Below are 13,957 nucleotides of genomic sequence, written 5' to 3' on the forward strand. Positions count from 1 at the left end.
GTCTGAACGACCCGAAAGTCAACGCAAGCGCCATTTGATTTGTCCGGCGAACTGCGCCAGCGCCACACCCAGCAAGGTCACGCCGGCCCCGGCGATCTTGACCCAGGTGTAATGCTCGCCCGACAAAGCCCAAGCAAACAATCCGGCCATCGGCGGCATCAGGTACATCAAAGGAGCGGTGCGAGCCACACCGCGCACATTGTTGATCCAGCCCCAAGCCAACCAGCCGATGAAAGCCGACACCATGACCGACCAGAGCAAGCCCACCCAAGCCCAAAAATCGAGCGAAGACCAGTCTGCCTCCAGCCCTGCGGGCACAGACAGCAGCATCACAGGCAAGCCCCCCAGCAACGTGGCGTAACCCATGGTCAGCACCGGGCCGTGGCGCTGCATCACGGGTTTGACCGCCACGGTGTAATAAGAGAACAGCCCTGCTGCGATCAACAAGACCAAATCGCCCCCGCCCGCCCGCCAATGGCCGCCCAGCAATTTGTCTGACAAGAACATCAAGACGCCGCCAAAAGCCAAAGCCACCCCGGCCATTTGCGGCAAACTGAGCCGCTCCAGACCCTGCACCCGCAAGATCAGCAGGGTGAAGATCGGCCCGCAAGCCAGAATGACCGAGCTGGAAAACGCAGTTGACCAATGGATGCCGTAAGTCACCACCCCGACATGCAAAGAATGGCCAATGAACCCCAACCAGGCCATGTGCATCCAGTCCTTGCGCGGCAAAGGTGGCAAGCAACGGCCAAAACGCCAGCGCATCAAAAACAAGGCGCACACCGGCATGATCAAGTAACGGGCCCACAAAAATCCACCCGGCGAAATCAGACCAAACAGGTACTTTTGCAGTGTGAAGTTGCCTCCCCAGATGACCACCAAAACCAAAGCGACGAGCAAGGCACGGTGGTCGTATCGGTGCAGGGGAGCGCGGTCAGGCATGGGTTGATTGTGGGCTCACACATGCCTCGGCCGTGTCGCGCTGGCAGCAAGTCTTCAGTCTTGCAGCACCACGGGCACGCGCTGCGCCAGCGCGCACATCAGCTCGTAACCCACAGTGCCAGCGGCTTGGGCCACCTCGTCGATGCTCAGCACGGCGCCATGGGCCGACTGCCCCCACAGCGTGACTTGGCTGCCCATTCCGGCTTGCGGCAAGTCTGTCAGGTCCACCGTCAGCATGTCCATGCTGACCCGCCCCAAAGTGCGGCCCCGCACACCGTCCACCAGCACCGGGGTGCCCGTGGGGCAAACGCGGGGGTAGCCATCGGCATAGCCGCAAGCCACCACCCCCATGCGCATGGCCTTGTCGGCCACAAAACAGGAGCCATAGCCCACGCTGTCGCCAGCTTGCAGCTGCTGCACAGCAATGATTTGGGCGTTCAAGCTCATGGCAGGCTGCAAGCCCCAATGCGCGGCGCTGTGCTCCGGAAAATCGGGCGCGCTGCCGTAGACGGCAATGCCGGGGCGAATCCAGTCGGCTTTAACCGCCGCATCCTGCGCATGGCGCAAAGTGGCGGCGCTGTTGCTCACACTGCGTTCGCCGGGCAGGTCGCGGGTGGCTTCTTCAAACAAGGCCATTTGCGCGGCAATGCCCTTGGGGCCATCGGCATCGCTGAAATGGGTGATCAATGAAATTTCGTCCACCTGGGGCAAAGCATTCAGCCGGGTCCAGGCTGAACGGTAGCGCTGCGGCGCAAAGCCCAGCCGGTTCATGCCCGAGTTCATCTTGAGGAAGACCCGGTGCGGCTCGTGCGTCTTGTGCAGCGCCAGCATGTCAATCTGCTCATCGCAATGCACCGTGTGCCACAAGTGCAGACGCGAGCACAACTCCAGATCGCGGGCCTCAAAAGCGCCTTCGAGCAACAAGATCGGGCCGCGCCAGCCCAGCGCACGCACCCGCTCGGCTTCGTACAAGTCCAACAGCGCAAAGCCATCGGCCCCGCGCAGGCCTTCAAACACCCGCTCAATGCCGTGCCCATAGGCATTGGCCTTGACCACGGCCCAAGCCTGAGCATCGGGCGCGGCTTGCCGGGCAACCGCGAGGTTGTGGCGCAGGGCTTGGGTGTGGATGGTGGCCTGGATCGGACGGGGCATAAAACGCCTGCAAACAAAATAAGACCCATCAAGTGTGACAGCAAATCACGCCGCTTCGGCACCCGAAAAAAGCCGACTTCTCTCCTCGGGAATACCCGCCTGACCATGCCCCAAAGAGGTCATTCAAATGCTTTACACTGGCCCGCTGCCTGCTAACCCCGAGCATTCCGCCTGAACCGTTCAGGCACTGGCTGAACCTTGTAATCCATGGAAGTTTTTCAGTTTTTGATGCCCATCTTCACCGAATACGGCTACCTGGCCGTTTTCGTGATGCTTTTGATCTGCGGTTTTGGCATTCCCGTTCCCGAAGACGTGACCCTGGTCACTGGCGGCGTGATCGCCGGTCTGGGCCACGCCGATGTGCACACCATGTTTGCCGTGGGCATGGCGGGCGTGCTGCTGGGTGACGGCCTGATGTTCACCTTGGGCCGCCTGTACGGCCAACGCATCTCCCAATTGCCCGGTTTCCGAAAAATCCTGACCCCCGAGCGCTTTGCCAGCGCACAAGACGCTTTTCACAAATACGGCAAATGGGTCATGTTTGTGGCCCGTTTTCTGCCGGGCCTGCGCACCCCTGTGTTCTTTTCGGCGGGCATGAGCCACCGCGTGACTTTCCCGACCTGGTTTTTGATGGACGGCTTTGCCGCCCTGATCAGCGTGCCGATCTGGGTGTACCTGGGTTACTTTGGTGCCCAAAACTGGGACTGGATGTTTGCGGTGCTGCGCCAATTCCAGCACGGCATCTTTGCTCTGCTGGGCTTGGGCGTGGCCTGGCTGGGCTGGCGCTGGTGGCGCAAGCGCCACAGCACAGCAGCCACTGACGCGCCCAGCGACCCGTCCTGACACGCCCACCCATGGGCAAAACCTCTCCCAAAAGTCTGGCGGTGGCCGGACTCCTGTTCAACGCCTTTGTCTGGGGCGTGTGTTGGTGGCCCTTCAAACATCTCGAAGCCCAAGGCCTGCACCCCTTGTGGGCCACTGCGCTGGTTTATGGCTTGGTATTTGTGTCGATCGCCTTGTGGCTCTGGCGCACGGGCCGACTGGTCGGCTGGGGGCCGCATCCTGGTTTGTGGGTGCTTTTGCTGGCTTCGGGCCTGACCAATGTGGGCTTCAACTGGGCCGTCACGGTGGGCGATGTGGTGCGCGTGGTGCTGCTGTTTTACCTGATGCCCGCCTGGTCTGTGCTGGTGGCCTGGTGGCTTTTGGGTGAAAAGCCCAGCCGCATGGCGCTGCTGCGTTTGCTGCTGGCCCTCACGGGTTTGTTCATCGTGCTCAAAACCCCTGAAACCCCATGGCCCGTGCCCGAAAGTCTGGCCGATATGCTGGCGCTCATGAGCGGCTTCACCTTTGCCGTGACCAACGCGCTGCTGCTCAAACTCAAAGACACGCCCGCTTCATCGCGCACCCTGGCCATGTTTGGCGGTGGCGCCATCATGGCCACATTGGCGGCCCTGATCGGTCTGGCCATCGGAGTCGTTCATGCCGGACAGGCCTTCAGCTGGGGCTGGCTGCCTTATGTGGGCCTGCTGTGCCTGTCGTTCTTGCTGGGCAACCTGGCCTTGCAATACGGCGCAGCCCGACTGGCGGCCCACACCACGGCCTTGGTCATGCTTTCCGAGGTGCTGTTTGCCAGCGTATCCTCCGTCATGCTGGGTGCGTCCGACTGGGAAAGCCGCACACTGATCGGCGGTGTCTTGATCTTGCTGGCGGCTTTGCTGTCGGTGGTCGGCCCCGCACAACACGACTGAACTGGAGCCACCCCATGAGCCTTTATGACCTTGAAGCCCTGAGCATCGACAACCAGCCCGTGGCGCTGTCGCGTTTCAAGGGCCAAGTGATGCTGATCGTCAACACCGCCAGCGCCTGCGGCTTCACGCCTCAGTTCACCGGGCTTGAAAAACTGCACCAAACCTACGGCGACAAAGGCTTGGCCGTGCTCGGTTTTCCGTGCAACCAGTTCGCCAGCCAAGACCCGGGTGACGACACCCAAATCGCCAACTTCTGCCAAAAGAACTACGGCGTGAGCTTTCAGATGATGAGCAAGGTCAAAGTCAACGGCGAGGGCGCGCACCCGCTGTACCAATGGCTCACGGCCGAGGCCCCCGGCATTTTGGGCAGCAAAGCCATCAAATGGAACTTCACCAAGTTTCTGGTCGGTAAGGACGGGCGCGTGATCAAGCGCTACGCGCCGCAGGATGCCCCCGAAAAAATCGCCAAAGACATTGAAGCGGCGCTGGCGGGGTGAGGCCACTGCGTGGCTGCTGATGGCGGTGTTGGCCACCAGACAGGGGTCGCCAAGCGACTTTCGTTCATGGCTTTGAAAAAAAGTCGCGACTAAATTACAAAGTGCTTCAGAAAAGTCGCAAAATAGCGGCATGAAACGCTACCTTGATGACCGTGTACGGGCCGATCTGGCTCAAAAAATGGTGTTCCTCACAGGCCCACGTCAGGTCGGCAAAACCACGCTCAGCCGCCAGTTGATCGCCCAGCAAGGGGGGCAATACCTGAATTACGACATCCCCGCCGACCGGGCGCTGATCATCCACCAGCGCTGGAATACGCAAGCGCCGTTGCTGGTGCTGGACGAAATCCACAAAATGCCCGATTGGAAAGCCTGGCTCAAAGGCGTTTATGACGGCAAACCTGCCAGCCAGCAGCTGTTGGTCACGGGCAGCGCCCGCATGGACACTTTCAGGCACGGTGGCGAATCCTTGGCGGGGCGTTTTTTTGGGTTGCGGCTACATCCACTTTCGGTGCGCGAATGGTGCGAGCAAACCGGCGCTGCGCCAGACGCTGCTCTGACGCACTTGCTCGAGCGCGGCGGCTTTCCCGAGCCTTGCCTCGCGCCCGACAACGAACAGGCCGAGCGCTGGCGCAGGCAGTACTTTGATGGCCTGGTGCGCAACGACGTGCTGGAGTTTTCGCGCATTCAGGAGGTCAACGCCATCCGTCTGTTTGCCCAAATGCTGCGCTCGCGTGTGGGCTCCCCGCTGTCGCTGGCCAGCATGGCGCGGGACTTGGCCGTGTCGCCCGTGACGCTGAAAAAGTACCTCGACATTTTGGAGGCGCTTTACATCGTGTTTGTGGTGCGTCCTTGGCACGACAACATTGCGCGCTCGGTGCTGCAAACCCCCAAGGTCTATTTTTACGATACGGGCTTGGTCGAAGGCGACCAAGGCCTGCGCTTTGAAAACCTGGTGGCCACCGCTTTGCTCAAACATGTGCAATGGCAGCACGACGTGCAGGGCAAAGAAGCCGGGCTGCACTATGTCCGTACCAAAGACGGCGCCGAGGTGGACTTTGCCCTGAGTGAAAAAAACCAACTCACGCAGCTGGTCGAATGCAAACTCACCGACGAAAAACCACACCGTGCTCTGCAACGCTTTGCGCTGGAAAAAGCCCCGGTGAAAGCCGTGCAGTTGGTGCGCAATGCCCGGCACAGCTACACCTTGGGCGATATCCAGATCGCGGTGGCCCATGAGTTTTTGAATGGGCTGGCTGCTTGAGGGTATGGCCCGCAAGCGAAGCAGCTGGCACATTTGAACTGGTGCGCCGTTTCTGTTTAAAAAGAACCGAAATCAGTTCTTGTGCAGCTCAGCGTTCAACTCGCCCCAGCTCTTGTTGCGCGGAATGGCGTGCAAGGCGCCGGACTGAGAATCACGGCGGAACAAAATACCGTTTTTGCCGGACAGCTCTTTGGCTTTCATCAGGCTGCCGTCGGGCAGCTGCACGCGGCTACCGCCGGTGATGTAGCAGCCCGCTTCGACCACGCAGTCGTCGCCCAGCGAGATGCCGATTCCGGCGTTCGCGCCCAGCAAGCAGCGCTTGCCCACCTTGATGACTTCTTTGCCGCCACCTGAGAGCGTGCCCATGATGGACGCGCCGCCACCGATGTCGCTGGCATCGTCCACCACCACGCCTGCGCTGATGCGGCCTTCGACCATGCTGGCACCCAGCGTGCCCGCATTGAAGTTGCAAAAACCTTCGTGCATGACGGTGGTGCCACTGGCCAGGTGTGCGCCCAAGCGCACGCGGTCGGCGTTGGCAATGCGCACGCCCGACGGGATCACGTAGTCGGTCATTTGTGGGAATTTGTCCACGCCTTTGACCTCAAGCATGCGGCCAGCAGCACGGGCCTTCAGGCGGGCGGCGGGCACTTCGCTCACGGCGCAAGGGCCAAAGTTGGTCCAGGCCACGTTGGCCAGCAAGCCAAAGATGCCGGTCACGTTGGCACCATGTGGCAACACCAGACGGTGGCTCAACAGGTGCAGGCGCAAGTAAGCGTCGTGCGTGTCGGCGGGCGCGTCGGCCAGGCTTTTGATCTCGGTGCGCACAGCCACCACGAAAGTGCCGCGCACAGCGCAGGCGGTCATGGCGTGGAGCGCATCAGCGCCCAAAGCGGCCACCGCTTCGGCTTCGGTCAGGTGGGTGCTGCCGCTGGCGGCCACGTCGCCCGCCAGTTCGGGGGCAGGAAACCAGGTGTCCAACACGGTGCCGTCAGCGGCGATGGTGGCCAGGCCCGTGGCGCGTGCGCCTGTGGTTTGGAAAGTGCTCATGGGGTGCTCCGAAGATGAAAACCCGCCGTGATGTTGCAAGGGACGGGTGGGGGATCTGAAGGCGTGATTATCGGGGATAGTGATACTTGGCTCGATTGGCCCACTGCCTGCCAAGCCAACCAAGTAATGCCGAAAAGTGCAGGCCATCGGTCAGTTCCCTAGCTATGGATCACCAATGCGCGGGTTTGCTGGCTGGCTTGCGCTTTGTCGGAACGTTACGTGCGAGCTGCGACTGAACGAGTTCGTCGTCTCTAATGTGCCGTCTAACCCAGTGCGCAAGTTCAGTTAAGCGTTTGTTAGGGTGCACCCTGCTTGGAGAGCTGTCCTCTCTGAGCGGCATGACCAGGCCGACTCTGACCGAAGGCACATCCTCCCGAATCATGCGCAAGGCTGGCTCCATGTCACTGTCGTTAGAGCAAATGACCACCTGATCTGTCTTGCCTTGAACGGCGTCTCGGTAAGCGTGCAAAGCGATGTTCACGTCGGTCTGCTTTTCTTCAATCATCCAAACATGCGATACGCGGTCTTTGCTGGGGGGCGCGTTTTCATTGAATGTCGGCAAATGAGTCGGCTCAAAGATGTGAAAGCCTTTGATGATTTCGACCAAACCAGAAGATCCCGACTCAAGCGCCCTGTGGTACTGCGTTTGTGCATTCGTGGATTCCGCCCCATGCCGGGCATAGCGCGCCATGACGGGTGCTGTGAAATATTTGAGCGCAACAACCTGGGCATTCGGGTCTTGTGCCCGCAAGATGCGGTCGCGATACAAGGCCACAAGGTCCAGCCATTTGTAGGGCGTTCCTTTGAGACGGGCGTAATACAGGTTGTAGCCGTCAACGTAGATGGTGGTTCTGGTCAATGGGTGATCCAGACGTGAAAAGACCACCCTGAAAGGTGGTCTTTTCGCCCTAGGCTGAGCCAACTAAATGGCACTGCAAAGGGATTGTTGTTGTGCATTGTAGGGCTTAGGGTGCACTTTTTTGCACAAACTCTTGGCAAAAACGGTAAATCAAGGTGAATCACGGCAGCCATCACCGCAAAAAACCCAGGCTGAAAACTTGCGGGCGCAGCTTGGCGGTCAGGGCTTGGTAGGCCGCCTCGAAGGGTGAGAAGTTGACGGGGGCGGTGTCGCCGCTTTTGTTGCGCTCGGCCAGGGCGTTGCGGATCTGGTACCAACCCACATCGGCCCGGTTGAGCTTGTATTGGTCACGCACGGTGCGCACGTCGGTGTGGGCAAAGTAGGCTTTCCACAGGGTTCGCCCGGCATCCAGCACGGCGGTGGCTTCGGTCGATAAGGTCATGCCCGCGAGGTACTGCACCATGAAGTCGGACTCGAAGCGGTCGGGGGCGTTGACTTCGGCTTCGGTGAAAGGGATGAAGTGGTTGACAATGGACCACTTCTTGCCGTTCCATTCCAGGTCGTTGGCGCTGGCGGTCAGGTTGCTGCCGTTGAACAGCATCCACAACAGGCAGTCGGTTTTGAATTCGTCGGTCAGCGGTTCGGTGGGTTGGAGGAATTGGTCGCGGTCGTTGAGCCAAGTGGGCTTGATGATTCGCCTGACACAAAAAACGATGGCTGCTTGGTAAAGATTCTCTGCTGTAACGAAGTACCCACCTGCATGACCAATAGAGTGCACCGAAGAGAACAATGCAGTCATGGTTCCTGCGTTTTGAAGATCATTGCCATTACAAAAAAAATGACCTATGGCATTTGCAGACCATTTGGTGTTTCTCACATGGCTGATTTTTTTGATGGGTGTTACAGCGTTGATCAAAGGAATGACATCAACATCGTTTTTCTTCAACCGATCAATCCACTCGCTCAACAACAGTTTTGAAGAGACAGGATAAAAGCTTTTTGCTCCAATTGGCACGGCATTTTTGTCCAACACGTCTGTAACCAATTTCACAAGTGGCAGTTTTTGCGATGCATTTTGGTCAGTTTTCCAGACCAAAAAACCAATCGGGAAATCCCCCTTCAACCCATCAAACGATTTGCTGTGGACTACAAAACCGCCCAAATATTTGCTATTCCATTTTTCGCGAAATTGCTCAAAATTGGGGGCATTCACGTACTTGAGCGTACTGAACATCGCCAAGGTGGCTGTCGGTATTTCTTGTGCCATCCGCGCCAAAAATTGCACAAACACCTCGCGCGCTGCGTAGCCATAGTTGGCCTTGTTCATCAGCGCACCCATGCGGGTTTTGGCCACGTCGGTTTTGCCTTCGTTACCCTGTGAATTCGCCGCCTCCGCATAAGGCGGATTGATCAACACCAAGATCTTCTTCCCCGCCGCAATCGCATCGCGCAGGCCCTGCGGCACTTTGTTGCTCAGGCTGTAATCAATGCGCCCGTCGTCGGTGATGTCGTCGTTCAAATAATCGTACTGAAAGCGCGTGGCCGACACGCAGGTTTTGGTGGCTTTCATCACGTCAATGTCGGCCTGGTCCAGCGTGCTCATGTAGAGGTTGCGCGGGTTGCTGTGCTTGACTTCGAGGTTGCCCACGCCGCAGCACATGTCCCAAACGATGTAGTCTTTTTGCCAGTTGGCCCCGAGCGTTTCGGTCAGCTTGTCATAGGCTTTGTCGACCACATGCAAGGGCGTGTAATACGCGCCCTTGAAGCTGCGCTCGTCCAGCGGAATCAGGCTGTCGCGGCGCTCGAGCAGGTAGTCGCGGTATTCGCTTTTGGGCGGGCGGTGGTAAATGGCCCAAAACTGGCGGTAGCCTTCTTTGTTGCCCAAGTCAAAGTTTTTGCCGCCCAGCGAGAACACCGGAGCGCCGTTTTTGTGCATCAACTCAGCAGGCAAATTGGCGTGGGTGGACACGGTGCCGTCGTGCATGATGTCGGCAAAAAACAGCAGCGCGTAATCTTCTTCGCTCACCCCCACGATCTCGCGGCCCACCATGGCCACCCATTTGTCGAACACCTGCTTCAGGTTGTCCGGCGTGATTTGCGTGCGGATGATGTCGCCCGACTTGATGGCCGCCTTGACGGTGCTGATGAATTCGTCTTCGTGCGTCGACATCTTGAACGACACAAAGTAAGTGCCGATGTGGGCCGAGATTTCGTCCAGCGCCTCTGGGGTGTATTGGCTGGCAGACTTGCCCCATTGGATGGTTTTCTTGGCCAAAAAGGGCAACACATCCGCACTTTTCATGATGGCGGCTTTTTCGGTGTCGATCACCGCCAGAAATGGCGGAACCGGCTCGCCTTTGTTCAGCGCCACCTGCACGTAATGCAGCAGCTGGGTGAACATGGCGTAACTCGAGTTGCGGTCGGTGTCTTTGGCCTCGAACCAGATCTCGCGGGTCTGGATGTCGATCAGCCCTTTGGTGTATTGCTTGAGGCCCAGGGCCTTGATGTAAGCGTCCTTGACGTCCTCTTCGCTCTTGGCGGTTTGCAGTTGGGTGTAGAGGCTCACGTCAGACCATGTTGAATCAATAATTCAACATTGTCTTTTATTTAAGCTAATAAGTTCTCTTTTATGAGCTCATGGTTCCTGCAACATGAGCAATTGGCCTTTTGTCCGTTTGCGTTGACCGGGCCGCCGCTTCAGGCGTTCACATTCACCACCACCCGCCCGCGCACCTGACCTGCCAGGATCTCGCTGCCCAGCGCCAGGGCATCGGCCAGACCCACTTCGCGGGTCATGCGTTCCAGTTGCGCAGGGTCAAGGTCTGTGGCCAGACGAGCCCAGGCGGCTTCACGCAGGGCACGCGGTGCCATGACACTGTCGATGCCCGCCAGCGTCACACCACGCAAGATGAAGGGCGCAACTGAGCTGGGAAAGTCCATGCCTTGGGCCAGACCACAGGCCGTGACCACGCCGCCGTATTTGGTGCTGGCGCAGGCATTGGCCAGGGTGTGGCTGCCCACGGTGTCGACCACGCCCGCCCAGCGCTCTTTGGCCAGCGGTTTGCCCGGCGCACTCAACTCGGACCGGTCCATGATGTCGGCCGCGCCCAGCTGGCGCAGGTAGTCGGCCTCTTGCAGGCGGCCAGTGCTGGCCACGACGCGATAACCGAGCTTGGCCAGCAGCGCAATGGCCACGCTGCCCACGCCACCGCCCGCGCCGGTGACCAAAATGTCGCCTTTGTCGGGTGTGACGCCGTGCTTTTGCAGCGCCATCACGCACAGCATGGCGGTGTAGCCTGCGGTGCCAATGGCCATGGCTTGGCGGGGGGTGAAGGCACTGGGCAGGTGGACCAGCCAGTCGCCTTTCAGGCGTGCTTTTTGCGCCAGCCCGCCGCTGTGGCTTTCGCCCACGCCCCAGCCGTTCAACACCACTTGGTCGCCCGCTTTGAACAGCGGGTGCTGGCTGTCGGTCACCGTGCCTGCAAGGTCAATACCGGGTGTGAGCGGGAACTTGCGCACCACGGGCGATTTGCCTGTCATGGCCAGGCCGTCCTTGTAGTTGACGGTGGAGTAGTCCACTTGCACCGTCACATCGCCTTCGGGCAAGGCGCTGTCGTCCAGCGTTTGCACCGCGCAGTGGTAACCGTTGTCGTCTTTGTTGATTTGCAGAGCTTGGTAGGTCATGGGTTTTTCCTTAAGTGGGTTTGCGGTTGACCAGCACAATGCCCACCGCCACCAGCCCCAGGGTGGCCAGCAGTGTGGGAGTGGCGGATTCGCCCAGCAGCCAGGTGCCGAACAGCAGGGCAAACAGGGGCGTCAAAAATACGAATACCGAGATTTTGGTGGCCGGGTAGCGGCCCAGCATCCACATCCAGGCCAGGTAGCTGGCAAACGCACCGATCACGGTTTGCGCCAACATCGAGCCCCAGGCCAGGGCGCTCCACTGCAGGTTCCAGCTTTCGCCCAGCGCCAGCGAGATCCAGGGCACGGCCACTGCGGTGGTGGCGATTTGGTAGAAAAGCAGTTTTTCGGGGGCGATGCGGGTCAGGTTTTTGGCGCGGATGGTCACCGTGGTCAGGCCCCACAAGGCCCCGGCGGCCAGGCCCAGCAGGTCGCCCAAAGCACCGTGGCTCGCACCGTGGCTCGCGCTGTTGTTCAGGCTGTTGTTGCCACTGCCGTAGCTGCCCGCCCCCAAGCCTTCGCGCATGGCAAAGGCCACCGCCACAAAGGCGCAGGCCATGCCCAGCCATTGCAGCGGACGCAGACGCTCCGACTTGACGAACAGCGGCACCAGCGCGGCCACCCAAAACGGCGAGGTGTAGAGAAAGACCGTCAGACGCGATGCCGAGGTGTAGCGCAAGCCCAAATAGATGCAGGCAAATTCGGCGGCGAACAGCCCGCCCGCCAGCAGACCGGGCCACAGGCTGCCGTCCCGCTCAAACAGGCGCACGCCGCGCACGCGGCACCAGATCAGCAGCAGTGCGCAGGCGCCAATGCAGCGCAGGCTGGCCTGAAACAGCGGTGCCACCTCCGACATGATGGCCTTGACCAGCACCTGCTGCAGCCCCCAAAACATACAGCACGCCAGCAGCATGCCCACGGCCAAACCGTCCAGATTGTCTTTGCGCAAATTCATGCCCGCATTGTGCCGTGCCCCAGTGCGCTCAGCTGTCGCCAGTGACTGCGCCGAGCGCCGTGACATGCGGCAGTTAACATGCCAACAACGCATGCCCAGCAGCGCACCGACTTGCCATGAACCCACTTGAACACCTTGCAACTTTGACGCGCAACGATCCCCCGTCTGCGCTGACCCGGCGCGACTGGCACCGCATGGCCTTGGCGGTGGCTTTGTCACCTTGGCTGGCGCCTGCCCCCCAAGCGCAAACGCTGAGCAGCGCGTCAGGTGCAGCGCAAGGGCCGCGTTGGCAAGTCGACCCGTTTAGCCTGGGCGTGGCCAGTGGGCAGCCGCAACCGGGCAGCGTGGTGCTGTGGACGCGCTTGCACATCGCAGAGGCCGACGCGCCGCTCAAAGCGCAAACCATCGCGCTGGTGTGCGAGGTGTTTGCCGATGCCGCCTTGCGCCAGCCCGTGCGCCAATGGCGCGTGCAGACCGACGCAGCCCGAGCCCACAGCGTGCATGTGGTGGCGACGGGTTTGCAGCCGGGGCGGCCTTATTGGTACCGATTTGTGTGCGGCAGCGCCAGCAGCCCGGTGGGCCGCGCCCGCACCAGTCCGGGCGTCAACGACGCGGTCGACCGCCTGCGTATCGCGTTGGCTTCGTGCCAGCATTACGAGCAGGGCTACTTTGCGGCGCACCGCGAGATGGCCCAGCGCGACCTGGACCTGGTGCTGTTTGTGGGTGACTACATTTACGAAAGCTCCAACCCACAGCACATGCTGCGCCAGCACTTGGGCGGCGTGCCCAAGTCGCTGGACGAATACCGGGACCGTCACGCCCAGTACAAGAGCGATGCCGATTTGCGGGCCTGCCACGCCGCACACACTTGGCTGATGACTTGGGACGACCACGAGGTGGTGAACGATTACGCCAACGACCTGGACCGAAACTTCACCGACCCTCAGGTGTTTTTGCGCCGCCGCGCGGCGGCCTATCAGGCGTACTTTGAACACATGCCGGTGCGCTTGGGGCCTGATGCGGCCAACCCAAGCCAAATGCGCATCCACGACCGCATGGCTTGGGGGCGGCTGGCTGATTTGTGGACGCTCGATTGCCGCCAATACCGCGACCACCACGCCTGCCCTGACCCGATGCGTGGCGGTGGCCGTGTGGTGGTGGGTTGTGACGCCTTGGCCGATCCGTCGCGCAGCATGCTGGGCATGGCGCAAGAGCAGTGGTTCACCGAGGGCCTGACGCGCAGCACCAAACGCTGGAAGCTGGTGGCACAGTCCACCCAAATGAGTTCGAGTGGTGTGAACACGCCTTTGGGGCGAAGTGCGTTCACCGATGGCTGGGACGGCTACCCGCAAGCCCGGGCCAGGTGGCTGGACACCGTGGCCCAAGCCGGGCTGCAAAACGTGGTGGTGCTGGGTGGTGATGTGCACATGAACGTGGCGGCCCAGTTGCGGGTGCAGCCCAACGACGAGCGCTCGCCCGTGGTCGCCAGCGAGATCGTGACCACCTCGGTCACCTCACGCGGCTTGGGGGAGAAGTTGTTGGCCCAAATCCGCGACAGCAACCCGGACATCTTGCATGCCCGTTCGGACGAACGCGGCTACACCTTGCTGGACATCAAGCCCGAGGGCATGCGTGCCGAGTTCATGACCACGCCCAACCCGGCGCAGGCCCAAGGTGTGTTCAAGGCACAGGCGCAATGGCTGGTTCGCGCTGGCGTGGCGGGTCTGCAAAAAGCCTGATGGACAGCTGAGGCGCCAAAACAATCGCAGCTCCCACCTTTTGCATTCTTCAGGCTTGGGAGTGACCAAGTAG

12 protein-coding genes are annotated in these 13,957 nt (G+C 60.4%); 5 read left to right on the forward strand and 7 right to left on the reverse strand.

What is annotated here, in order from left to right; all coding sequences use genetic code 11:
• Positions 1-18: 18 nt before the first annotated feature.
• Positions 19-942 carry a DMT family transporter gene (locus BN3544_RS00115; RefSeq protein WP_019430885.1) on the reverse strand — a complete coding sequence of 308 codons (924 nt, stop codon included), beginning with the start codon at positions 940-942 and terminating at the stop codon, positions 19-21.
• Between the two features lie 54 nt (positions 943-996).
• Positions 997-2,094: an alanine racemase gene (alr, locus tag BN3544_RS00120; RefSeq protein WP_019430886.1), complete on the reverse strand. Its 1,098-nt coding sequence runs from the start codon at positions 2,092-2,094 to the stop codon at positions 997-999.
• A 207-nt stretch (positions 2,095-2,301) separates the two neighbouring features.
• On the opposite strand from alr, the gene BN3544_RS00125 reads away from it, so the two are divergent.
• The 4 genes from BN3544_RS00125 (at position 2,302) to BN3544_RS00140 (ending at position 5,600) form a co-directional block, all read left to right on the forward strand.
• Entirely contained in the window at positions 2,302-2,937 is a 636-nt protein-coding gene (locus tag BN3544_RS00125) for a DedA family protein (RefSeq protein ID WP_019430887.1), read from the forward strand.
• 11 nt (positions 2,938-2,948) lie between these two features.
• A complete protein-coding gene (locus BN3544_RS00130; RefSeq protein WP_019430888.1) occupies positions 2,949-3,842 on the forward strand; it encodes a DMT family transporter in 894 nt (297 codons plus the stop codon).
• 14 nt (positions 3,843-3,856) lie between these two features.
• On the forward strand, positions 3,857-4,339 hold the full coding sequence (locus BN3544_RS00135; RefSeq protein WP_019430889.1) for a glutathione peroxidase: 483 nt from the start codon (positions 3,857-3,859) through the stop codon (positions 4,337-4,339).
• 130 nt (positions 4,340-4,469) lie between these two features.
• Positions 4,470-5,600: an ATP-binding protein gene (locus tag BN3544_RS00140; RefSeq protein ID WP_019430890.1), complete on the forward strand. Its 1,131-nt coding sequence runs from the start codon at positions 4,470-4,472 to the stop codon at positions 5,598-5,600.
• A gap of 72 nt (positions 5,601-5,672) precedes the next feature.
• Here the strand turns inward: BN3544_RS00140 and dapD are convergent, their stop codons facing one another.
• The 5 genes from dapD to BN3544_RS00165 all read right to left on the reverse strand — a co-directional run bounded on the left by dapD (position 5,673) and on the right by BN3544_RS00165 (position 12,145).
• Entirely contained in the window at positions 5,673-6,650 is a 978-nt protein-coding gene (dapD, locus tag BN3544_RS00145) for a 2,3,4,5-tetrahydropyridine-2,6-dicarboxylate N-succinyltransferase (protein ID WP_019430891.1), read from the reverse strand.
• Between the two features lie 169 nt (positions 6,651-6,819).
• Positions 6,820-7,509, reverse strand: a complete 690-nt coding sequence (locus BN3544_RS00150; RefSeq protein ID WP_019430892.1) for an NYN domain-containing protein — start codon at positions 7,507-7,509, stop codon at positions 6,820-6,822.
• A gap of 172 nt (positions 7,510-7,681) precedes the next feature.
• On the reverse strand, positions 7,682-10,075 hold the full coding sequence (locus tag BN3544_RS00155) for a hypothetical protein (protein ID WP_019430893.1): 2,394 nt from the start codon (positions 10,073-10,075) through the stop codon (positions 7,682-7,684).
• A gap of 131 nt (positions 10,076-10,206) precedes the next feature.
• Entirely contained in the window at positions 10,207-11,193 is a 987-nt protein-coding gene (locus BN3544_RS00160) for an acrylyl-CoA reductase (NADPH) (protein WP_019430894.1), read from the reverse strand.
• A gap of 10 nt (positions 11,194-11,203) precedes the next feature.
• Complete coding sequence (locus BN3544_RS00165) at positions 11,204-12,145, reverse strand: DMT family transporter (RefSeq protein ID WP_026036816.1); 942 nt, start codon at positions 12,143-12,145, stop codon at positions 11,204-11,206.
• A gap of 116 nt (positions 12,146-12,261) precedes the next feature.
• Here BN3544_RS00165 and BN3544_RS00170 point away from each other — a divergent pair, with 116 nt between their 5' ends.
• Positions 12,262-13,884 (forward strand): alkaline phosphatase D family protein, encoded by a 1,623-nt coding sequence (locus BN3544_RS00170; RefSeq protein WP_050999120.1) that lies wholly within the window; start codon positions 12,262-12,264, stop codon positions 13,882-13,884.
• The last annotated feature ends 73 nt before the right edge of the window (positions 13,885-13,957 follow it).

The organism is Limnohabitans sp. Rim47 (genome assembly GCF_001517545.1).
Lineage (GTDB): Bacteria > Pseudomonadota > Gammaproteobacteria > Burkholderiales > Burkholderiaceae_C > Limnohabitans_A.